Raw genomic sequence first — 19514 nt, forward strand, 5'->3', positions numbered from 1 at the left:
CAGGATTGAACGCATGAACCAGCCAGCCGCGCAGGCCCAGCGCCCTGCATCGTCCCAGCTTCCCACCGAGCCGCAATATGTGCTGGCGCTCGACCAGGGCACCAGCAGCTCGCGGGCCATCCTGTTCGACCATGCCGGCAATGTGGTGCGACTCGCGCAGCGCGAGTTCCGCCAATATTACCCACATCCCGGCCATGTCGAGCACGACCCTTACGAGATCTGGCAATCGCAGCTGGCGGTGGCGCACGCGGTGCTGGCCGATGCCGGCATCTCTGCCTCGCAGGTGCGCGCCATCGGCATCACCAACCAGCGCGAGACCACTGTGCTGTGGGACCGCAAGACCGGCGAGCCGGTCGGGCGCGCGCTGGTCTGGCAGGACCGCCGCACCGCGCCCATGTGCGAGGCACTGCAGGCCGCCGGCCACGGCGAACTGTTCCGCGACAAGACCGGCCTGATCATCGATGCCTACTTCTCCGGCACCAAGCTGCGCTGGATGCTCGACAACATCGAAGGCGCGCGCGAACGCGCCCAGCGCGGCGAACTGGCCTTCGGCACCGTCGACAGCTGGCTGATCTGGCAGCTGACCGACGGCGCGCGCCATGTCACTGATGTGTCAAATGCCTCGCGCACGATGCTGTTCAATATCCACAGCTTCGAGTGGGACGACGCGCTGCTGGCGCTGCTCGACATCCCGCACGCGCTGCTGCCCGAGGTGGTGGCGTCCAGCGGCGAGGTGGCGCGCACCTCGGCGCGGCTCTTCGGCATGCAGATCCCCATTGCCGGCATCGCCGGCGACCAGCAGGCCGCCACCTTCGGCCAGGCCTGCCTGTCGCCGGGCATGGCCAAGAACACCTACGGCACCGGCTGCTTCCTGCTGATGAATACCGGCTCGCAGCCGGTCACGTCGCACAACCGGCTGCTGACCACGATCGGCTGGCAGATCCGCGGCCAGACGCAATATTGCCTGGAAGGCGGCGTGTTCATGGGCGGCGCCACCATCCAGTGGCTGCGCGACGGCCTGAAGATCATCAACAGCGCGCCCGAGGTCGAGCCGCTCGCGCGCCAGTGCGACGACACCGGCGGCGTGGTGCTGGTGCCCGCCTTTGCCGGCCTGGGCGCGCCGCACTGGGACCCCTTTGCACGCGGCACGCTGGTCGGCATGACGCGCGGCACGGGCCGGCCGCAGATCGCGCGCGCCGCGCTGGAATCGATCGCGCTGCAGAGCGTCGATGTGCTGGAAGCCATGCAGAAGGACGCCGGCATCTCGCTGGCCGAGCTGCGCGTGGACGGCGGCGCCTCGCGCAGCGACCTGCTGATGCAGATGCAGGCCGACCTGCTCGGCACCCCCGTGGTCCGCCCGCGCGTGACCGAAACCACCGCGCTGGGCGCCGCCTACCTGGCGGGCCTGGCCACCGGCTACTGGAGCGATCCGGCAGAGATCGCGCAGCAATGGCAGGTGGAGCGGCGCTTTGAGCCGAACCTGTCGGCTGACGCGCGCGGCCACCGGCTGGCGCGCTGGCATCGCGCCGTCGATCGCGCGCGCGACTGGGCGCGCGAGGACCAAGCCAACGGCAGCCACGCCTGAGCGCCGGCCCACCCCGAACATACTCCCCAAAAAATGCGTCATGCAGAGAGTCTCCACCCCGATCCAGCCCCCCGACCGCGCCGCCCTGCTCGCCACCCTGGAGCGCGAGCCGCGCTGGGATGTGATCGTCATCGGCGGCGGCGCCACCGGCCTGGGCACCGCAGTCGATGCCGCCTCGCGCGGCTACCGCACGCTGCTGGTCGAAGCCGCGGATTTTGCCAAGGGCACCTCCAGCAAGGCCACCAAGCTGGTCCATGGCGGCGTGCGCTACCTGGCCCAGGGCAATATCAGCCTAGTGCGCGAGGCCCTGCACGAGCGTGGCCTGCTGGCGCGCAACGCGCCGCACCTGGTGTGGCCGCTGGGCTTCGTGGTGCCGGCCTACCAGCTGTTCGACCAGCCCTTCTACGGCATCGGCCTCAAGGTCTACGACATGCTGGCCGGCGACCTCAACCTGGCCGGCAGCCGCTGGCTGAATCACCGCGAGGTGCTGGCTGCGGCGCCCAACCTGGCCGAGCACGTCGGCGGGCGTCCGCTGCGCGGCGGCAACCTGTATTTCGACGGCCAGTTCGACGATGCGCGGCTGGCGGTGGCGCTGATGCGTACCCTGTTCGACGTGGGCGGCACCGCGGTCAACTACATGCGCGTGACCGGGCTGAGCCAGCAAGGCGGCGTGATCAGCGGCGTGACCGTGCAGGATGCGCTGGGCGATGCCACCTTCCACCTGCGCGCCGACTGCGTGATCAACGCCACCGGCGTGTGGGTCGATGCGATCCGGCAAATGGAGGACGGCCACGCGCGCGCCATGGTCGCGCCCAGCCAGGGCGTGCACCTGACGCTGCCGCGCAGCTTCCTGCCGGGCGAGCGCGCCATCCTGATCCCCAAGACCGACGACGGCCGGGTGCTGTTCGTGGTGCCATGGAACGGCCACACCATTGTCGGCACCACCGACACGCCGCGCCGCGACCTGCCGCTGGAGCCCGACGCCGGAGCCGACGACGTCGATTTCATCCTGGAAACCGCGTCGCGCTACCTTGCCAGGGACCCGACCCGTGCCGACGTCACCAGCGTCTGGGCCGGCCTGCGGCCGCTGGTGCGGGCCACCGGCGAGGCCTCGACCGCGTCGCTGTCGCGCGAGCATACGATCCTGGTTTCCAAGGCCGGGCTGATCACCGTCACCGGCGGCAAGTGGACCACTTACCGCAAGATGGCCGAAGACGTGATCGAGACCGCGATCCAGCGCCAGATGGTGCGCGCGGCCCCGTGCGTGACCGCCGAGCTGCCCCTGCACGGCGCGGCGGGGCTGCCGGCCGGGCTGCCGCCGCCGGATTCAGGCTCGCCGGACCGCTACTACGGCAATGAGCTGGACCTGCTGCGCGCGCTGCCCGGATATGACCGGATGCTGGCACCGGCGTCGGGCCTGACCGAGGCGCACGTGCGCTTTGCGGCCCGGCACGAACTGGCGCGCCGGGTCGAGGACGTGTTGGCCCGCCGCAACCGCGCGCTGTTCCTGGACGCGCGCGCCGCCGTGGATGCCGCGCCGGCCGTGGCCGCGATCCTGGCCGAGGAACTCGGCGAGAGCGAGGCTTGGCAGGCGCGCGAAATCGAGAGCTTCCGCACGCTCGCCGCCGGCTACATGCTCGGCTGACCCGGACGCCGGCGCAACCGCCGCCGGCGCCGTCCATCTCAACTGGCTGACACACCACCTATTGACCAAGGCAAACCCATGACCACTCGCCCGATCCTGTCCTGCGCCCGCGCCGTGGCCCTGCTCGCAACCGTCGGCGCCTGCGCCGCGGCGCACGCCGCCCGCGCGCCCGGCATCGAGGGCGTGCGCTTCCCGGACGTGCGCACCGTGCGCTACCAGTGCGACGGCGGCAAGACGCTTTCCGTGCGCTATTTCAACAGCCCGGACAACCAGGCGGCGGTGTTCCGCATCGAAGGCAAGCCGGTGCTGGCGGTCAGCACCGTGTCGGCCTCCGGCGCGCGTTATGTCGGCGGCCGCTACGAATGGTGGACCAAGGGCGAGGAAGGCACGCTGCGCGACCTGATGCAGGCCGAAAACGCCGCGCCAGCGCTGGCCAACTGCCACGCAAAGCCCTAAGCGCCACGTCACCGTTTGAGGTGGCGGCGTTCCGGGCGATAATGCGGGGATTGAATCAGGGAGAACACCATGGACGAGATTGAAGATCTGTCCGATCTGCCGATGCCCCGCTTTATCTGGGGCTTCGCTGTTATCGCAGGCAAAGGCGGCGAGGTCATGCACGACGAGTTCGAGTATCTGACCCACACCCGCAGCCCGCGCTTCACCTGCCGCGTAGTCGAGCTAGAAGACATGCCGGCGGAAAGCGAGGAAGACGCCATCGATGGCCGCATCGTCCATGATGACGATCCGAGCCGGATGTTCTATATCACCGATGCCGGCATGGCGCTGGTCAATTTCCAGCTGTTCGACAAGATGCCGGACAAGCAGAAATTCAAGCGCATCTGCGACGAAGCCATCGCCAACTGGATGCTGCGCCGCGAATTCCTTGACGAAGAAGAAGAGGACTGACCCGCTCGTGACCTGATGGGGTCAGACAGGTGGCCGCGGGCGCGGCCACCATGTTTCAGCTCTCGGCCTGCTCCGGCGGCAACGCGCCCGCCAGCAGTTCATTGAGCAGCCCGGTCATGCCACCGGGGTGATCCACGGCAAGCGCCTGCAGGCGCTTGACCAGCGTGCCGTCCAGCTTGCACGCAAAGGGCACCAGACCTTGCTCCTGGTCCAGCCGGCGCTGTTCGCGCCGGTCCGGGCGCGCAGCGCCGCCGGGAATACCCCGCCCCGCCGTAGCCTGCTTCAGGCTGTTGGCGATCTTCAGGCCCTTGTTTTTTTCCAGGTCCGTTTTCTTCACGGCATTATCCGAAAGTCTGTAGAGGCCGGTATTGTACGCACCCGCGGCACCCACCGGCCGCAAGGCGACCGGCGCCGCTATTCGTTGCCGACTTCGATCAGTTCGGCGGCCACCCGCTGGATTTCCGCATAGACCGGAATGGCCTCCATCGGCCCGGTGCAGCCCACGGCCGTGGCCTGGCTGGCATCGGCGCCAGGCGGCAGGAACACAAAGGCCATGCCGGGCTGCCAGCCGGGATGCTTGCGCAGGCTGTCATTGAGGATGTCGAGATACTGCGCGCGCGTGAAAACGTGCTTTGCCATTGCTACCTCCGGTATCCGCTGCCGATGCGCCGCGCGGGCGCGGTTGTCATGGCGGCGATCGTAGCATGGCAAGGCCGCCCGGCGTCACCGTGCGGCGCCGGGCGGCTGGCGCATCAGCACTCGCCCTTCTTGGCGTGGCCGGGCGGGCAGTGATAGCCCTTGTCCTTGTGGCCCTTGTCCTTGTACCCGCCCTGGTCCCAGCGCCCCGGCACCAGCACCCAGCCGTCGCGCGACTGGATCCAGCGCGGCGACTCATAGATATAGCCGGGGCGTTCACGTTCCCAGCGCCCCTTCTTCCAGGCGTGCTTGTGGTAGTGGTCATCCCAGTCCCAGTAGCCCGGCACCCAGACATAGCCTGAGCGCGGCGTGGGCACGACCTCGTAGATCGGGGCCGGCGGTGGTACGCCGATGGCAACGTTGACCGACACCTGGGCCATCGACCCCGCACTGAACGTCAGGCCGGAACCCAGCAGGGCCGCCAGCAGGAGGGCCCTGGCCGGCCGGAGCGCGCGATGTGTCATGGGAGTCCTTTCTAGTGGAGGAACATGCCCACAGTCTAGCGCGCACCGATCCCGGCGCATTGTAAGAAACGGTATCCGTTGATCACAAAGATGCCGGCGCGCAACACTGGCCCCAGCCTAGTGGTCTTCGGCCATCGCCTTGAGCTGGGCCTCGCCCGCTACCCGCGCGGCATCCGAGGTGGTGAAGGTGTCGTCCGAGACGATGGCGCGCCGGATCTGCTGCGCGCCGAAGTCCACCAGCGCGATGACCCACACATAGCGCCCCGCCTGGGGCGCCGTTTGCACAAAGGCCTTCAGGTTGTTCCGCGATTCACTTGCCATGATCCATCTCCTGGTGAGACGTGCCGCAGCACAGGTGTCTGGGGAACTCTAGCACATGGCTGGCCCGCTCACCGGGCTGCGGCCTCCGTGGCGAAGTCACGCAATTCGCGCGCCCGCGCGGCCGTCATCCGGGCCATGCAGGTCGCCCCGGCCACGCGCGCGGCGGTGCCGCCGGCCGGATTGGCCATATAGGCGCAATTGGCCTGGCGGAACTCCAGCCAGACACGCTGCGCCACCCGCAACTGGCCGGTGCGCGGCGCTTCCAGCCGCCGCAGCAAGGCTTGATAGGCGCTGTTCAGCGCCACGTCCTGGACCCGTGTTTCGGCCGCGGCGCACCCGAGCATGTCGGCAGTCGACATGGCCTTGGCCATGCAGCGTTCATATTCAGCGCTCAGGCCATTGCTTTGCTCAGCGCGGGCCGGTGCGCCCGCCACGGCAAGACCAAGGACGGCAAGACATGCGATGACGCGCATAACGGCTCTCCCTTTGCCTGGTGGTGACGCGACGATGCTGGGCCATGCCGGGGCATCGGGCCGCTCAGGCCAGCCAGCGCCCCAGCGTGGCCACGGCGATATTGACCAGCCCGAGCACCAGGTTGGTCCCGACCGCCTGCCGGATGCGGTTCAGCGCGGCACCGGCGGCCGGCCAGTCCTGGGCCTCCACGGCCCGGCCCAGCACGCGATACGGCCCAAACCACACGTAGCAGAAAATCACCGTCATGACGAGGCCGATGCCCATCATCAGGTGCCAGTTGCGTGGGGAAGCGGACATGCCCACTGCGGCCATCATCGCCGCGCCGCTCAGCAGGATCGCGATCACCGCCGCCCACACCCACGGGAAGAAGCGGGCAAACACGCCGCGCCAGAGCCGCAGCCGCGGCGGCGGCTCCAGCACGGTGCCGGCCACGGGCCGCAGGCACAGGTAGGCAAAGAACATGCCGCCCACCCAGACGGCAACGCCGGCAACGTGCAGGAAGCGGAAAAGCGGGTCGGAAATCATGGCGGCAAGCGGCGGCGAGGCGCGCGTTGGGGACGATGGCCCCATTCTAAGTGTTGTGTCCGCCACGGCGAAGCGCTGCGCGCGTTCCAGCCTGACTTCAGGAAAACAACGAAAAACCGTTAAACATTCCGTATCACGCCGCGTCGCAAACTGGCCCCACGGAATCATGCCCGCACAAGCGCGTTCCGGGGCCGAGCCCACCCGCGGCTAACGCTTGACCGCCCGGAACCGGCCCCCGGACAATAACCGCGGCTGCGGCCAGCCCGCCACCCACACCGGCCGTACCGAACCTCCTGCCCCAGACCATGGCTCCTGCCCCAGCCAGCGCCCTTCCCGGTGCCGATTCCGCCCGACGTCCCCCGCTGCTGCGCCGCGCCCTGCCGGCCCTGCTCGCCGTGACGCTGGCGGTGCTGCCAGCCATGCTGCCGCCGGCGGTGACGGCGCAGCCCGCGCCGCAGCGCACCGACCTGGTCGCGCGCGTGGTCTTCAGCCTGCTGGGGTATGCACGCTGGCCGGTCGAGCGCGACCCCGTGCGACTGTGCGTGGACAGCACCAGCCACTATTCCGCACGGCTGATGGAAGGCGGCACGCTCGCCAACGGCCGGTCGGTGCGCACGCGCCAGGTCGACGTGCTGGCCGACATGCTGCATCCGGCCTGCGATGCCCTCTACGTCGGCGCCATGAACGAAGCCCGCCGCAAGCGCCTGTCGGGCGAACTGACCGGCCGCCCGGTACTGGTGATCGCCGAAGAAGACTTCGAGTGCGAGGTCGGCAGCATGTTCTGCCTGAACATCCGCGACCAGCAGGTCTCGTTCCGCGTCAACCTTGACACGCTCGCGCGCAGCGGCGTGCATGTGCACCCCGGCGTGCTGCAGCTGGGCCGCCGCAAGGGAGCGCCGTCATGAGCGCGCACCAGCCGGCGCGCGGCAACGGCGCCCGCCCCACCCTCTACAGCGTGCTGCGCCGGATCCACCTGGGCGTGGCGCTGATCGCGGTATTCACTGCCGGGGTCTCGCTGACCGCCCTTGGCCTGACCGCACTGCGCGTCTATGCCGAACACAACGTGCGGCTGGTGGCCCGCTCGATCGCCTACACGCTGGAAGCGCCGGTCGTATTCCGCGACCAGGCGGCCACCGGCGAGACACTGGCGGCCATCGCCGCGTCCGAGGACATCGCGCGCGCCACCGTCTACGACCACGACAACCACGTGCTGGCCGAATGGCAGCGCCCCGGCCAGGCGCCACTGACCGGCTTGCGCCACGTGCTGAGCGAGTGGCTGAGCATGGGCGTCGTGGAACAACCGATCCTGCACCAGACGCAACCGGTCGGCATGCTGCGCGTCAGTGGCAACGCCCGCAACCTGCTGCATTTCCTGCTGCAGGGCGCGCTCGGCCTGCTTGGCTGCCTGCTGCTGACCGCCGTCGGCGCCCACTACCTGGCCAGCCGGCTGCTGGTGCAGATCGTCGAGCCGCTGCGCAACCTGATGCGCGTGGCGCACGCGGTGCGCTCCAAGCGCGATTTCGCGCAGCGCACGCCGCCAGCCAGCATCGCGGAACTCAATGCCCTCAGCGAGGACTTCAACGGCCTGCTGGACGAACTGCAGACCTGGCAGAACCAGATGCAGCACGAGAACCGCTCGCTCGCCCACCGCGCCAACCACGATGCGCTGACCGGCCTGCTCAACCGCGCCGCCTTCGTCGAAGCGCTGGAGCACGCCGTGCGCCATGCCGCGGCCAACGACGAGTACGCGGCCGTGCTGTACCTGGACAGTGACGATTTCAAGAACATCAACGACCGCCACGGCCATGCTGCCGGCGACGCCGTGCTGGTGGCCGTGGCCCAGCGCATCCGCACCAGCCTGCGCGCCAGCGACACCGTGGCGCGCATCGGCGGCGACGAATTCGCCGTGCTGGCCGCAGCGCTGCGCGCGCCGCGCGACGCCATCCATATCGCCGAGCATATCCTGCAGGCGATGTCCGCCCCGATCGACCTGCCCGACGGCAGCACGGTGCAGGCGTCGCTCAGCATCGGCCTGGCCGTTTTCCCTGTCCACGCACAAGGCAGCCAGGCGCTGCTGCACGCGGCCGACGCCGCCATGTACGGCGCCAAGCGGCGCTCCGGCGGCACCTGGCAAAGCGCCGAGCCGCGCCTGGACGTCACGCAGTGAGAACCCCCATGCCCGAACGCCCGACCCTGCCCTGCTGGAAGTCCCTGTGGAAACTCTGGGTCGCCGCCATCGTGCTGACGGGGCTGTCGCTGGCCGGCTGCCAGACCGCGCCGCCAGCCACCGGGTTGTCTCCGGCCCAGGTCGCGGTGCTGAAGCAGGAAGGTTTCGCGCTGACCGATGAAGGCTGGGAACTCGGCCTGTCAGACAAGCTGCTGTTCGGATTCAATGAGGACCTGATCGACGCTGAGCGCGCCGCCAATGTGCAGCGCCTCGGGCGGGCGCTGAAGGGCGCGGGCATCGAGCGCCTGCGCGTGGATGGCCACACCGACGAAGCGGGCTCGGCCGAATACAACCAGTCGCTGTCAGTGCGGCGCGCCGAAGCCGTGGCAAGGCTGCTGGCGGGCGCCGGCTTTGCGCCGGAAAGCATCGAAGTTCGCGGACGCGGCAAGAGCCGCCCGGTGGCCGACAACCGCACCGCCGCCGGACGCGCCGAAAACCGGCGCGTCGCCATCGTCGTATCGGTCGACTAGGACGGCGGCCGGCGCTTCAGTCCCCGAACGGATTGGGCGCGCGGTTCTCCGGCGCTTCGCTCAGGTCGAACTCGTCGCGAACCTTGTCGACCACCGCGCGGATGCTGGCCTCGTAGCCGGACGCATTGCCGAAGCCCGTCATATTCCAGTTGCGCCCGCGGGCATCGCGCGCGTGCGGCACAGGCGCCGGCACCCGGACCTTGGCGCCGTCCTCGCCGATTTCATAGATTTGCTGGATGCGCCGGCTAACCTCGTCCTGCAGGGCACGCCGGCCACGCTCACGCTTGGCCATGGCTGACTCCTCGATGATTCCCGAGGCATCCTAGCACGCACGCAAATCCGCTCAAAGCGCAGCCTTGGCAGCCTGGTACGCAGCGTAAAGCCGGGCAAAGACCGGCCCTGGCACGCCCTTGCCAATGGCGCGGCCATCGATGGTCACCACCGGCAGCAGCTCCTTGCTGGCCGACGACAGCAGCACCTCATCGGCGGCGAACACCTCTTCCCTCGCGATGCGGCGCGCCTCCAGCGCAATCCCCATCGCGGCACAGACCTCTTCCATGAACCCGTAGCGGATGCCTTCCAGGATCAGGTTGTCCTTGGGCGACGCCATCACGCGGCCTTCGCGCACCACCCACACATTGGACGCCGACGCCTCGGTCAGCCAGCCATCCCGGAACTGGATCGCCTCGATCACGCCGTGCTCCACCGCATGCTGCGCCGCCAGCACGTTGCCCAGCAGCGACGTCGACTTGATCTGGCAGTTCAGCCAGCGCCGGTCCTCCATCGTCACGCACGCCACGCCCTGCTCAAGCATCTGCGCCGACGGCAACGCCATCGGGTTGGTCATGATCAGCACCGTCGGCACGACCTCCTTCGGAAACGCATGCGTGCGCCTGGCGACGCCGCGCGACACCTGGATGTAGACCAGCTGGTCCGACAGGCCGTTGGCCTGGACCACCTCTCCGACCAGCTTCAGCCACTGCCCGGCGCTGTACGGATCGGGAATCCCGATGCCCTCCAGGCTGCGGTGCAGGCGGGCCAGATGCTGGTCCCCGCGGAATGGCTTGCCGTTGTAGTAAGGGATGACTTCGTAGATGCCATCGCCAAAGATGAAGCCGCGGTCGAGGACGGGGATGCGGGCTTCGGAGAGGGGGATCAGGGTGCCGTTGAGGTGGACGATGGGGTCGGACATGGGGGCAAGTGCCAGAGATCGAAAGAGATGCCTGATTCTTTCACGAGCAGGCAGGCAGGTTCATGCAATTTGCGCATGAGGTTGGCTACCCATGCCATGTCGGCGCCGGCGCGCAGGCTCAGGCTGGCGGCAGCGCTTTCGACAACAGCACAGTCGTAAAGCCGCTGTCCCAGCTCTCGTCAGGATAGAAATCGATCTCGGCATAACCATGGCGCCGGTAGAACGCGCGGCTTTGCACGTTGAACGTGTCCGTCTCCAGCCTCGCCTCGCGATGCCCGGCGCGGGCAATCTCGCCTTCGGCGTGGGCCAGCAACGCCCCGCCCAGCCCCATGCGTTGCCATGTCCGCCCGACATGTAGGGCCCAGATAAAGTTGTTTTCCCAGTCCACCATGGCCGCGGGCACGCCATCCACGCAGGCTACGCGGAATGCCTGCAGGCGCGCTTCGACGTAGCTTCGGGTCTTGCCTTGCCGTTCAAAGGCGGCTGCCGCAGCGGCTGTCAGTTGCGGCTTCCAGGTGCCGAGGTAGGTGTCGGTCAGGATGTCTTCCACCGCTTGCGCGTCTGCGGGCAAGACGGGGCGGATTTCGAGTTGGAAGGTGAGTTTGGTCATGGCCGAGAGGATACCGGGCACCGGATACATGGCGGAAGCCCTCTCACGGACACAGAACTTTGGCGGACAGAACAACTGGATCGGCACGCCCAGCCAATCCGGCGCGCCGGGATGGAAGCCATGCCTTCGTGGCGGTGACGGGCATGGCCATGTCGCCCTGCGGCAACACCTCTATTTAGAGGGATGCGCGATACAAGGTCCTATACGACCATCCTCACGGGCGATCCCGCGACTCGCCCACTACTACTTCAGCCCTCGCCTACCCTGGCCGAGGGCTTTTCTTTGAGCTCGTCAGGCATTACGAAGCCACCGGAGACTGGAAACAAAAAAGCCGCCCAGACGGGCGGCTTCGCTTTGCACAGTGTTCTGGCGGAGAGAGGGGGATTCGAACCCCCGATAGGCTATTAACCTATACACGCTTTCCAGGCGTGCGACTTAAACCACTCATCCATCTCTCCGGGAAGTCCGAGATTATAGCAGAGTTGCCCGGCGAATCCAGTGCTTCGTCGCCGTATCTCGCCTTACTTGACAACCCCATCCGCCCTATCCCTTGCGCAGGTAGCTCACCAGCCGGTCGATCACCGGCGCATTGCGTGGCGTTAGCAGGCTGACGATGATGGCCACGGCGAAGCCGGCCGGCACGCCGAAGGCGCCGGAGGCGATCGGGTCGACGCCGAACCAGCGGTTGCCGAAGATGCCGGTCATGCGGGTGAAGAACGGGTAGTTGACGATGATGTAGTAGACCGCCATGCCCAGCCCGGCGGCCATGCCGGCGACGGCGCCGGCGGCGGTGGTGCGGCGCCAGAAGATGCCGAGGACCAGTACCGGGAAGAAACTGGAGGCAGCCAGCGAGAACGCGGCGCCGACCAGGAACAGGATATTGCCCGGGCGCAGCGATGTGACATAAGAGGCAAAAAGCGCCACGCCCAGCAACACGATCTTGGCGGTGGTGACGCGGCGCTGGTGGCTCGCCTGGCGGTCGACCATGTGATAGAAGACGTCGTGCGAGAGCGCATTGGCGATGGTCAGCAGCAGGCCGTCGGCAGTGGACAGCGCCGCGGCCAGGGCGCCGGCGGCGATCAGGCCGGAGATCACGTATGGCAGGCCGGCGATTTCCGGGGCGGCCAGCACGATCATGTCGGGCTGGAGCAGGATCTCGGCCCATTGCACGATGCCGTCGCCGTTGACATCGCGGATGCCGAACACTGGTGGATCGACCTTGCGCCATTGCACCACCCACTGCGGCAATTCGGCGTAGGAGGTGCCCACCAGGTGCTGGAAGAACTCGTATTTCACCAGCGCAGCCAGCGTGGGCGCGGACACGTACAGCAAGGCGATGAAGAACACGGCCCAGGCCACGGAGTTGCGCGTTTCCTTGACCGACGGCGTGGTGTAGAGCCGCGTCAGGATGTGCGGCAGGCTGGCGGTGCCGACCATCAGGCAGAACACCAGCAAGACAAAATTCAGCCGCTTGGTCTTGCGTTCCTGCTCCGATGCCGCGGGATAGGGCTCGGTCGATGACAGCGAATGGCGGCTGCGGGCCAGTGCGTCGGCCCGCTGCTGGTTCCATTGTTGCTGTGCCGCAGCGGGGTCGCGCGGGAATTCCAGCCGTTCGCGCTCCAGCGACTTGATCTCGCGCAGCGGGGCATTGCGCGTGCGCAGGTCCTGCAGGCGCGCGTCGAGCGCGTCGCGCTCCTGGGCAAAGGAATCGGGCAGTCGGGCGATGCGCTCCTGCAGCAGGATGGCCTGCTGCCGGTAGTACTCGCGCACGGCCTGCTCGGCCGGCTCGCGCTCCAGCTGCTGCTCGCGCGCGTCGAGTTGCGACAGCAGCGTGCCGTAGCTGAGCTGCGGCAGCGCTTCGTGGTGATGCTTCCAGGCGATCATCGATACCGTGACCAGGAAGGCCACGATCATCATGATGTACTGCGCCACCTGCGTCCATGTGACCGCGCGCATGCCGCCAAGGAACGAGCACACCAGGATGCCGGCCAGCCCGAAGAAGATGCCGACGGCAAACTCCACGCCGATAAAGCGGGTCACCACCAGCCCCACGCCCTGGATCTGCGCCACCAGGTAGACGAAGGAGCAGAGCGAAGCCGCCAGCACCGCGATCGCGCGCACTGGCAGGTTGCCGCCCGGCTTGCCGTTGCCGTAGCGCGCTGCGAGGAAATCCGGAATGGTGTAGCCGCCGTACTTGCGCAGGTACGGCGCCAGCAGGAAGGCCACCAGGCAGTAGCCGCCGGTCCAGCCCATCACATAGGCCAGCCCTTCGTAGCCCGAGGCAAACAGGATGCCGGCCAGGCCGATGAAGGACGCCGCGCTCATCCAGTCGGCGGCAATCGCCATGCCGTTGAACAGCGCCGGCACGCGCCGCGAGGCTACGTAATACTCGTTCAGGTCAGAGGTGCGGCAGATCAGCCCGATGCAGGCATAGATCGCGATGGTGATGAAGAGGAAGACGTAGCCGAGCCACAGCGCATCGGCATTGGAGCGTTCCAGCAGCCCCATCATGCCGACGAAGCCGAACAACCCCAGCGTGAACAGGCCGTAGTACAGCAGCAACCGTCGGCGAAAGCGCGACTGGGCTTCAGGCATAGGGGACGGTCCGTGGTCGGTGGGGGGCTATCGTAACAAACCCGCCGGCGCGGGAACGCGGCGGCGGGTTCAAGGGCTCGATCGGGCCGAAGCTAGACGATCACTGCGCCTGCTTGAGCTGCTCCAGGATGGCCGGATTCTCCAGCGTCGAGGTGTCCTGCGTGATCTCCTCTCCCTTGGCCAGCGACCGCAGCAGGCGCCGCATGATCTTGCCCGAGCGCGTCTTGGGCAGGTTGTCGCCGAAGCGGATGTCCTTGGGCTTGGCGATCGGACCGATCTCCTTGCCGACCCAGTTGCGCAGCTCGGTGGCGATCTTGACGGCCTCTTCGCCAGTCGGACGCGAACGCTTGAGCACGACGAAGGCGCAGATGGCCTCGCCGGTCATGTCGTCGGGGCGGCCCACCACGGCCGCTTCGGCCACCAGCGGGTTGGACACCAGTGCCGACTCGATCTCCATCGTGCCCATGCGGTGGCCCGACACGTTCAGCACGTCGTCGATGCGGCCCATGATGGTGAAGTAGCCGGTGTCCTTGTCGCGGATCGAGCCATCGCCGGCCAGGTAGAGCTTGCCGCCGAGCTCTTCGGGGAAGTAGCTCTTCCTGAAGCGCTCCGGATCGCCCCAGATGGTGCGGATCATGGCCGGCCACGGGCGCTTGACCACCAGGATGCCGCCGTTGCCGTTGGGCACGTCATGGCCGGTCTCGTCGACGATGGCGGCCATGATGCCCGGCAGCGGCAGCGTGCACGAGCCCGGCACTAGCGGCGTCGCGCCCGGCAGCGGCGTGATCATGTGGCCGCCGGTCTCGGTCTGCCAGAAGGTGTCGACGATCGGGCAGCGCTCGTTGCCGATGTTCTTGTAGTACCACATCCACGCTTCCGGATTGATCGGCTCGCCCACGGTGCCCAGCAGGCGCAGGCTGGACAGGTCATATTGCTTCGGGTGGATCTTGTCGTCGGCCTCGGCGGCCTTGATCAGCGAGCGGATCGCGGTGGGCGCGGTGTAGAAGATGCTGACCTTGTGGCGCGCGATCATGTCCCAGAAGCGGCCGGCGTTCGGGTAGGTCGGCACGCCCTCGAACACCACCTGGGTGGCGCCGGCGGCGAGCGGGCCGTAGGCGATATAGGTGTGGCCGGTGACCCAGCCGATGTCGGCGGTACACCAGAACAGGTCGTCGGGCTTGATGTCGAAGCTCCACTTCATCGTCATCAGCGCCCACAGCAGGTAACCGCCGGTGCTGTGCTGCACGCCCTTGGGCTTGCCGGTGGAGCCGGACGTGTAGAGCACGAACAGCGGGTGTTCAGCGCTGACCGGCTCGGCCTCGCAGGTATCCGGCTGGCCGGCGCTGACGTCTTCCATCCAGCGGTCGCGGCCTTCGGTCCAGGCAACCTTGCCGCCGGTGCGGCGGTAGACGATCACGTTCCTGACGGCCTCGCAGCCGCCCAGCGCCAGCGCATCGTCGGCAATCGCCTTCAGCGGCAGGGCCTTGCCGCCGCGCATCTGCTCGTCGGCGGTAATCAGCGCCACCGCGCCCACGTCCACCAGCCGCTCCTGCAGCGACTTGGCCGAGAAGCCGCCGAACACGACCGAGTGCGTGGCGCCCAGGCGCGCGCAGGCCTGCATCGCGACCACGCCTTCGACCGACATCGGCATGTAGATCACCACGCGGTCGCCCTTCTTGATGCCGAGCGCCTTCAGGCCGTTGGCAAAGCGGCACACCTTGCCGTGCAGCTCGCGGTAGGTGACGCGGGTCACGGTGCCGTCGTCGGCCTCGAACACGATCGCGACCTTGTCCGCATTGCCGTTCTGCAGGTTGCGGTCCAGGCAGTTGTAAGAGGCGTTGAGCTCGCCGTCTTCGAACCACTTGTAGAACGGTGCGTTGCTTTCGTCCAGCACCTTGGTGAAGGGCTTGTTCCAGTGCAGCAACTCGCGCGCATGGCGCGCCCAGAAGCCTTCATAGTCGCGCTCGGCTTCGTCGCACAGGGCGCGGTAGGCCTCCATGCTGGGGATCGCGGCCTGGCTGGCGAAGCCTTCAGGCGGGTTGAACACGCGATGCTCTTGCATCACCGATTCGATGGCGGACATAGGCTTGTCTCCTGATTTTGGAATGGCTTTGGCTGCCAAGTTACGCCCGACGGCTTACTTAAACCTGACGGTGGGCCCAGGGGTGTGCCTGCAACTTGTTGCAATGCAGCGGGAAAAGTCCCCGCACGCGTTGCGAAAGTGCAGCCTTCTCCATTAGGCTAGCACAGCTATAATGCCGCGAGTTCCATACCTGAATGCGGCGCTTACCCTTGCCGCTCCCGCCGGCTCAGCATCTGCCGCGCCAAAGCGCCGCGGCGCCCTGCCGGACGACCAAGGCCGTACCCGTGCCCGCCAATCCTTCAGCATTCTCCCCGGTCTACGCCCTCTTCCTGATCGCCTCGATGGCGCTGGTCGGCAGCAATGTCGGACTCGGCAAATCGATCATCGCGCATGTGCCGGTGCTGCTGTTCGCGCTGCTGCGCTTTATCATCGCCATCGTCTGCCTGGCGCCGTGGTACCGGCCCGCGCGCATGCGCCTGGTCTCGCGCAGGGAATGGCTGAACCTGTTCCTGCAGGCGTTCTTCGGCACCTTCCTGTTTACGCTGCTAATGCTCAATGGCGTGCGGCTGACCAGCGCCATGGCTGCCGGCGTGATCACCAGCACCATTCCCGCCACGGTGGCGATCCTGTCGTGGCTGCTGCTGCGCGAGCGGCTGTCGCGGCGCACGGTGGCGTCGGTGCTGCTGGCGATGACCGGCATCGCGGTGCTGAACATCGCCCGGGGCGATGCGCACGGTGCCGGCAGCGGCAGCCAGGCATGGCTGGGCAACCTGATGATCCTGGGCGCGGTGGTATGCGAGTCGATCTACGTAATCCTGTCGCGCCGGCTCACGCAGACCCTGGCCGCGATCGAGATCTGCGCCTACACGCACCTGATCGGCGGGCTGCTGATGCTGCCGCTGGGGCTGGTCCCGCTGCTGAGCTTCGATGCCGCCACGGTGCCGGCGCAGACCTGGCTGATGCTGCTGTGGTATGCGCTCTCAGCCAGCGTGTTCTCGTTCTGGCTGTGGATGAAGGGCATCCGCCATGTGCCGGCGCAGCTGGCGGGGGTGTTCACCTCGGTGCTGCCGGTGGCGGCTGCCACCTACGGCATCGTCTTCCTGGGCGAGCAGCCGGGCTGGCCCCATGGGGTGGCGCTGGCGTGCGTGCTGGCCGGGATCGTGCTGGCCAGCTGGCCGGGGCGGATCGCGCGCGGCGCGTGGCGCGGCAAGGCGGCCGGCGCCGATCCTGGCGCCGCGGGTTGAGCCACGCCGGCGACGAACGGTAACGGTATTCGGCTACGGTCGGTAACGCCGCCCAGTCATCGGCGCTTGGTACAATCCACGCCGATTTTCAACTCGCCGACACCGCCCGCCAATGGCCTCCAATCCCATCACCGCCAAGCCGCAGACCCTGCGGCCGATCCCGAGCATCATCTTCGCGTCGCGCTGGCTGCAGTTGCCGCTTTACCTGGGCCTGATCGTTGCCCAGGGCGTCTATGTCTACCACTTCCTGGTTGAAGTCTGGCACCTGCTGGCGCATGTGACCGAGTTCGACGAGAGCAAGATCATGCTGGTGGTGCTGGGCCTGATCGACGTGGTGATGATTTCCAACCTGCTGATCATGGTGATCGTGGGCGGCTATGAGACCTTCGTCTCGCGGCTGGGCATCGACAACCACCCGGACGAGCCGGAATGGCTGGACCACGTCAACGCCGGCGTGCTCAAGGTCAAGCTGTCGATGGCGCTGATCGGGATTTCGTCGATCCACCTGCTCAAGACCTTCATCGATGCCGAGCAGCGCACGACGCATACCATCATGTGGCAGGTGGCCATCCATATTGCCTTCCTGCTGTCGGCGGTCGCCATGGCCTGGGTGGATCGGATGGTGACACATCCGGTCGGCGCACATGATAAGCATTAATCACATTAACGCGCCATCGGACACCTAGTCCCAGCCAGACCGCGGCCATGTGCCGCGGTTTTTGCTTTTGGGCCCGCCCCCACGCAACTAGCGGCGCTTGCCGCACATTATCGGCTGTGGACGGATGTATGCAGCCGGGCAGACCGCCGCGGCTCAGTGTATGATTTGCGGCTGTGTTTCACCGCTGCCCACCCCCACAAAATGACTGTCATCAAGCAAGAAGACCTCATCCAGAGCGTCGCCGACTCCCTGCAGTACATCAGCTACTACCACCCGATGGACTACATCACCAGCCTGGGCCGCGCCTATGAGCTGGAGCAGAGCCCGGCGGCCAAGGACGCGATCGCGCAGATCCTGACCAACAGCCGCATGTGCGCCGAGGGCAAGCGCCCGATCTGCCAGGACACCGGCATCGTCACGATCTTCGTCAAGGTGGGGATGGACGTGCGCTGGGACGGCGCCACCATGGGCCTGACCGACATGATCAACGAGGGTGTGCGCCGCGGCTACACGCACCCCGACAACGTGCTGCGCGCGTCGATCGTCAGCCCGCCCGAAGGCGGCCGCAAGAACACCAAGGACAACACCCCGGCGGTGATCCACTACGAAGTGGTGCCGGGCAACACCGTCGACATCCAGGTCGCGGCCAAGGGCGGCGGCTCGGAGAACAAGTCCAAGTTCGTGATGCTGAACCCGTCGGACTCGATCGTCGACTGGGTGCTGAAGACCGTGCCGACCATGGGCGCCGGCTGGTGCCCGCCGGGCATGCTGGGCATCGGCATCGGCGGCACCGCCGAGAAGGCCATGGTGATGGCCAAGGAATCGCTGATGGAGTCCATCGACATCCAGGACATCATCGCCCGCGGCCCGAAGGACTGGGTCGAGGAACTGCGCGTCGAGCTGTACGAGAAGGTCAACGCGCTCGGCATCGGCGCGCAGGGCCTGGGCGGCCTGGCCACCGTGCTGGACGTCAAGATCATGGCCTGCCCGACGCACGCCGCGTCCAAACCGGTCGCGATGATCCCCAACTGCGCCGCCACCCGCCACGTGCACTTCACGCTGGACGGCAGCGGCCCGGCCAAGCTGGAAGCGCCTGACCTGTCGCAATGGCCGAAGGTCGAGTGGGCACCGAACACCGAGACCTCCAAGCGCGTCGACCTGAACACGCTGACGCCGGAAGAAGTCGCCTCGTGGAAGCCGGGCCAGACCCTGCTGCTCAACGGCAAGATGCTGACCGGCCGCGACGCCGCGCACAAGCGCATCGCCGACATGCTGGCCAAGGGCGAGAAGCTGCCGGTGGACTTCAAGAACCGCGTGATCTACTACGTCGGCCCGGTCGATCCGGTGCGCGACGAGGCCGTTGGCCCGGCCGGCCCCACCACCGCCACGCGCATGGACAAGTTCACCGAGATGATGCTGGCCGAAACCGGCCTGATCTCGATGATCGGCAAGGCCGAGCGCGGCCCGGTGGCGATCGAGGCCATCAAGAAGCACAAGTCGGCCTACCTGATGGCCGTGGGCGGCGCCGCCTACCTGGTGGCCAAGGCGATCAAGGAGGCCAAGGTGGTCGGCTTCGAAGACCTCGGCATGGAAGCGATCTACGAGTTCGACGTCAAGGACATGCCGGTGACGGTTGCGGTGGACAGCGAAGGCACCTCGGTGCACAAGACTGGCCCGGCCGAATGGCAAGCCAAGATCGGCAAGATCCCGGTCGCTGCGCTGTAAGCAAGGCAACGCGGTAGAATCTGCCGTCGCGCTCGAAGAAAGCCGGGTTCCGACCCGGCTTTTTTCTGCCCAATTTTCTGTTGCCCTCCCCTCC

At 67.3% G+C, this 19514-nt stretch carries 21 protein-coding genes and 1 tRNA gene; 10 read left to right on the plus strand and 12 right to left on the minus strand.

What is annotated here, in order from left to right; genetic code table 11:
* Nucleotides 1-13 precede the first annotated feature (13 nt).
* The 4 genes from glpK (at nt 14) to AC3WL8_RS29415 (ending at nt 4136) form a co-directional block, all read left to right on the plus strand.
* On the plus strand, nt 14-1585 hold the full coding sequence (glpK, locus tag AC3WL8_RS29400) for a glycerol kinase GlpK (RefSeq protein WP_013957321.1): 1572 nt from the start codon (nt 14-16) through the stop codon (nt 1583-1585).
* Between the two features lie 40 nt (nt 1586-1625).
* The gene (locus tag AC3WL8_RS29405; protein ID WP_114132479.1) at nt 1626-3230 is read left to right on the plus strand and encodes a glycerol-3-phosphate dehydrogenase/oxidase; all 1605 of its coding nucleotides are present in this window, start codon (nt 1626-1628) and stop codon (nt 3228-3230) included.
* Between the two features lie 78 nt (nt 3231-3308).
* The gene (locus AC3WL8_RS29410; protein ID WP_013957323.1) at nt 3309-3686 is read left to right on the plus strand and encodes an MliC family protein; all 378 of its coding nucleotides are present in this window, start codon (nt 3309-3311) and stop codon (nt 3684-3686) included.
* A gap of 69 nt (nt 3687-3755) precedes the next feature.
* Nucleotides 3756-4136 (plus strand): hypothetical protein, encoded by a 381-nt coding sequence (locus tag AC3WL8_RS29415; RefSeq protein ID WP_013957324.1) that lies wholly within the window; start codon nt 3756-3758, stop codon nt 4134-4136.
* Nucleotides 4137-4191: 55 nt separating this feature from the next.
* On the opposite strand, the gene AC3WL8_RS29420 is transcribed toward AC3WL8_RS29415, so the two are convergent.
* From AC3WL8_RS29420 to AC3WL8_RS29445, 6 genes are all read right to left on the minus strand, one after another.
* The gene (locus tag AC3WL8_RS29420) at nt 4192-4473 is read right to left on the minus strand and encodes a hypothetical protein (RefSeq protein WP_041228006.1); all 282 of its coding nucleotides are present in this window, start codon (nt 4471-4473) and stop codon (nt 4192-4194) included.
* A gap of 77 nt (nt 4474-4550) precedes the next feature.
* A complete protein-coding gene (locus AC3WL8_RS29425; RefSeq protein ID WP_010814355.1) occupies nt 4551-4775 on the minus strand; it encodes a hypothetical protein in 225 nt (74 codons plus the stop codon).
* A gap of 113 nt (nt 4776-4888) precedes the next feature.
* Nucleotides 4889-5296: a YXWGXW repeat-containing protein gene (locus AC3WL8_RS29430; RefSeq protein WP_013957326.1), complete on the minus strand. Its 408-nt coding sequence runs from the start codon at nt 5294-5296 to the stop codon at nt 4889-4891.
* 117 nt (nt 5297-5413) lie between these two features.
* On the minus strand, nt 5414-5617 hold the full coding sequence (locus AC3WL8_RS29435; protein WP_010814357.1) for a hypothetical protein: 204 nt from the start codon (nt 5615-5617) through the stop codon (nt 5414-5416).
* A gap of 68 nt (nt 5618-5685) precedes the next feature.
* Nucleotides 5686-6090 carry a lysozyme inhibitor LprI family protein gene (locus AC3WL8_RS29440; RefSeq protein ID WP_114132474.1) on the minus strand — a complete coding sequence of 135 codons (405 nt, stop codon included), beginning with the start codon at nt 6088-6090 and terminating at the stop codon, nt 5686-5688.
* A 64-nt stretch (nt 6091-6154) separates the two neighbouring features.
* Entirely contained in the window at nt 6155-6616 is a 462-nt protein-coding gene (locus AC3WL8_RS29445; RefSeq protein WP_041228008.1) for a CopD family protein, read from the minus strand.
* A gap of 305 nt (nt 6617-6921) precedes the next feature.
* Between AC3WL8_RS29445 and yfiR the strand changes: the two genes are divergently transcribed.
* Genes yfiR through yfiB form a run of 3 tightly spaced genes read left to right on the plus strand, consistent with a single transcriptional unit; the run spans nt 6922 to nt 9313 of the window.
* Nucleotides 6922-7521, plus strand: a complete 600-nt coding sequence (gene yfiR / locus AC3WL8_RS29450; protein ID WP_013957329.1) for a regulatory sequestration protein YfiR — start codon at nt 6922-6924, stop codon at nt 7519-7521.
* The gene (gene dgcN / locus AC3WL8_RS29455) at nt 7518-8783 is read left to right on the plus strand and encodes a diguanylate cyclase DgcN/YfiN (protein ID WP_211979921.1); all 1266 of its coding nucleotides are present in this window, start codon (nt 7518-7520) and stop codon (nt 8781-8783) included. Before yfiR ends, dgcN begins: the two co-directional genes overlap by 4 nt.
* A gap of 8 nt (nt 8784-8791) precedes the next feature.
* Nucleotides 8792-9313 carry an outer membrane lipoprotein YfiB gene (gene yfiB / locus AC3WL8_RS29460; protein ID WP_211979922.1) on the plus strand — a complete coding sequence of 174 codons (522 nt, stop codon included), beginning with the start codon at nt 8792-8794 and terminating at the stop codon, nt 9311-9313.
* A gap of 16 nt (nt 9314-9329) precedes the next feature.
* Here yfiB and AC3WL8_RS29465 read toward each other — a convergent pair whose 3' ends face one another.
* The 6 genes from AC3WL8_RS29465 to acs form a co-directional block, all read right to left on the minus strand.
* Entirely contained in the window at nt 9330-9605 is a 276-nt protein-coding gene (locus AC3WL8_RS29465) for a hypothetical protein (RefSeq protein WP_013957332.1), read from the minus strand.
* Between the two features lie 51 nt (nt 9606-9656).
* Nucleotides 9657-10505, minus strand: coding sequence for a D-amino acid aminotransferase (locus AC3WL8_RS29470; protein ID WP_211979923.1), 849 nt, complete (start codon nt 10503-10505; stop codon nt 9657-9659).
* Between the two features lie 118 nt (nt 10506-10623).
* On the minus strand, nt 10624-11145 hold the full coding sequence (locus AC3WL8_RS29475; protein WP_492379419.1) for a GNAT family N-acetyltransferase: 522 nt from the start codon (nt 11143-11145) through the stop codon (nt 10624-10626).
* A 337-nt stretch (nt 11146-11482) separates the two neighbouring features.
* A tRNA-Ser gene (locus AC3WL8_RS29480) sits at nt 11483-11573 on the minus strand.
* Nucleotides 11574-11658: 85 nt separating this feature from the next.
* On the minus strand, nt 11659-13710 hold the full coding sequence (locus AC3WL8_RS29485) for a VC_2705 family sodium/solute symporter (protein WP_013957335.1): 2052 nt from the start codon (nt 13708-13710) through the stop codon (nt 11659-11661).
* A gap of 100 nt (nt 13711-13810) precedes the next feature.
* Nucleotides 13811-15793: an acetate--CoA ligase gene (gene acs, locus AC3WL8_RS29490; protein ID WP_211979952.1), complete on the minus strand. Its 1983-nt coding sequence runs from the start codon at nt 15791-15793 to the stop codon at nt 13811-13813.
* 284 nt (nt 15794-16077) lie between these two features.
* On the opposite strand from acs, the gene AC3WL8_RS29495 reads away from it, so the two are divergent.
* The 3 genes from AC3WL8_RS29495 to AC3WL8_RS29505 all read left to right on the plus strand — a co-directional run bounded on the left by AC3WL8_RS29495 (nt 16078) and on the right by AC3WL8_RS29505 (nt 19420).
* Nucleotides 16078-17037 (plus strand): DMT family transporter, encoded by a 960-nt coding sequence (locus AC3WL8_RS29495; RefSeq protein WP_013957337.1) that lies wholly within the window; start codon nt 16078-16080, stop codon nt 17035-17037.
* A 112-nt stretch (nt 17038-17149) separates the two neighbouring features.
* Nucleotides 17150-17695 (plus strand): TIGR00645 family protein, encoded by a 546-nt coding sequence (locus tag AC3WL8_RS29500; RefSeq protein WP_013957338.1) that lies wholly within the window; start codon nt 17150-17152, stop codon nt 17693-17695.
* A gap of 201 nt (nt 17696-17896) precedes the next feature.
* A complete protein-coding gene (locus AC3WL8_RS29505; RefSeq protein ID WP_010814713.1) occupies nt 17897-19420 on the plus strand; it encodes a fumarate hydratase in 1524 nt (507 codons plus the stop codon).
* The last annotated feature ends 94 nt before the right edge of the window (nt 19421-19514 follow it).

The sequence above is a fragment of the Cupriavidus sp. FW305-F7 genome, from assembly GCF_058782875.1.

What these genes read in the sequence shown, in the direction of transcription:
- yfiB (WP_211979922.1), top strand. Translation starts at nt 8,792, where the DNA reads ATGCCCGAACGCCCGACCCTGCCCTGCTGGAAGTCCCTGTGGAAACTC.
- AC3WL8_RS29435 (WP_010814357.1), bottom strand. Translation starts at nt 5,617, where the DNA reads ATGGCAAGTGAATCGCGGAACAACCTGAAGGCCTTTGTGCAAACGGCG.
- AC3WL8_RS29430 (WP_013957326.1), bottom strand. Translation starts at nt 5,296, where the DNA reads ATGACACATCGCGCGCTCCGGCCGGCCAGGGCCCTCCTGCTGGCGGCC.
- AC3WL8_RS29440 (WP_114132474.1), bottom strand. Translation starts at nt 6,090, where the DNA reads ATGCGCGTCATCGCATGTCTTGCCGTCCTTGGTCTTGCCGTGGCGGGC.
- dgcN (WP_211979921.1), top strand. Translation starts at nt 7,518, where the DNA reads ATGAGCGCGCACCAGCCGGCGCGCGGCAACGGCGCCCGCCCCACCCTC.
- yfiR (WP_013957329.1), top strand. Translation starts at nt 6,922, where the DNA reads ATGGCTCCTGCCCCAGCCAGCGCCCTTCCCGGTGCCGATTCCGCCCGA.
- AC3WL8_RS29500 (WP_013957338.1), top strand. Translation starts at nt 17,150, where the DNA reads ATGGCCTCCAATCCCATCACCGCCAAGCCGCAGACCCTGCGGCCGATC.
- AC3WL8_RS29445 (WP_041228008.1), bottom strand. Translation starts at nt 6,616, where the DNA reads ATGATTTCCGACCCGCTTTTCCGCTTCCTGCACGTTGCCGGCGTTGCC.
- acs (WP_211979952.1), bottom strand. Translation starts at nt 15,793, where the DNA reads ATGTCCGCCATCGAATCGGTGATGCAAGAGCATCGCGTGTTCAACCCG.
- AC3WL8_RS29410 (WP_013957323.1), top strand. Translation starts at nt 3,309, where the DNA reads ATGACCACTCGCCCGATCCTGTCCTGCGCCCGCGCCGTGGCCCTGCTC.
- AC3WL8_RS29465 (WP_013957332.1), bottom strand. Translation starts at nt 9,605, where the DNA reads ATGGCCAAGCGTGAGCGTGGCCGGCGTGCCCTGCAGGACGAGGTTAGC.
- AC3WL8_RS29425 (WP_010814355.1), bottom strand. Translation starts at nt 4,775, where the DNA reads ATGGCAAAGCACGTTTTCACGCGCGCGCAGTATCTCGACATCCTCAAT.
- AC3WL8_RS29485 (WP_013957335.1), bottom strand. Translation starts at nt 13,710, where the DNA reads ATGCCTGAAGCCCAGTCGCGCTTTCGCCGACGGTTGCTGCTGTACTAC.
- AC3WL8_RS29415 (WP_013957324.1), top strand. Translation starts at nt 3,756, where the DNA reads ATGGACGAGATTGAAGATCTGTCCGATCTGCCGATGCCCCGCTTTATC.
- AC3WL8_RS29405 (WP_114132479.1), top strand. Translation starts at nt 1,626, where the DNA reads ATGCAGAGAGTCTCCACCCCGATCCAGCCCCCCGACCGCGCCGCCCTG.
- AC3WL8_RS29505 (WP_010814713.1), top strand. Translation starts at nt 17,897, where the DNA reads ATGACTGTCATCAAGCAAGAAGACCTCATCCAGAGCGTCGCCGACTCC.
- AC3WL8_RS29470 (WP_211979923.1), bottom strand. Translation starts at nt 10,505, where the DNA reads ATGTCCGACCCCATCGTCCACCTCAACGGCACCCTGATCCCCCTCTCC.
- glpK (WP_013957321.1), top strand. Translation starts at nt 14, where the DNA reads ATGAACCAGCCAGCCGCGCAGGCCCAGCGCCCTGCATCGTCCCAGCTT.
- AC3WL8_RS29475 (WP_492379419.1), bottom strand. Translation starts at nt 11,145, where the DNA reads ATGTATCCGGTGCCCGGTATCCTCTCGGCCATGACCAAACTCACCTTC.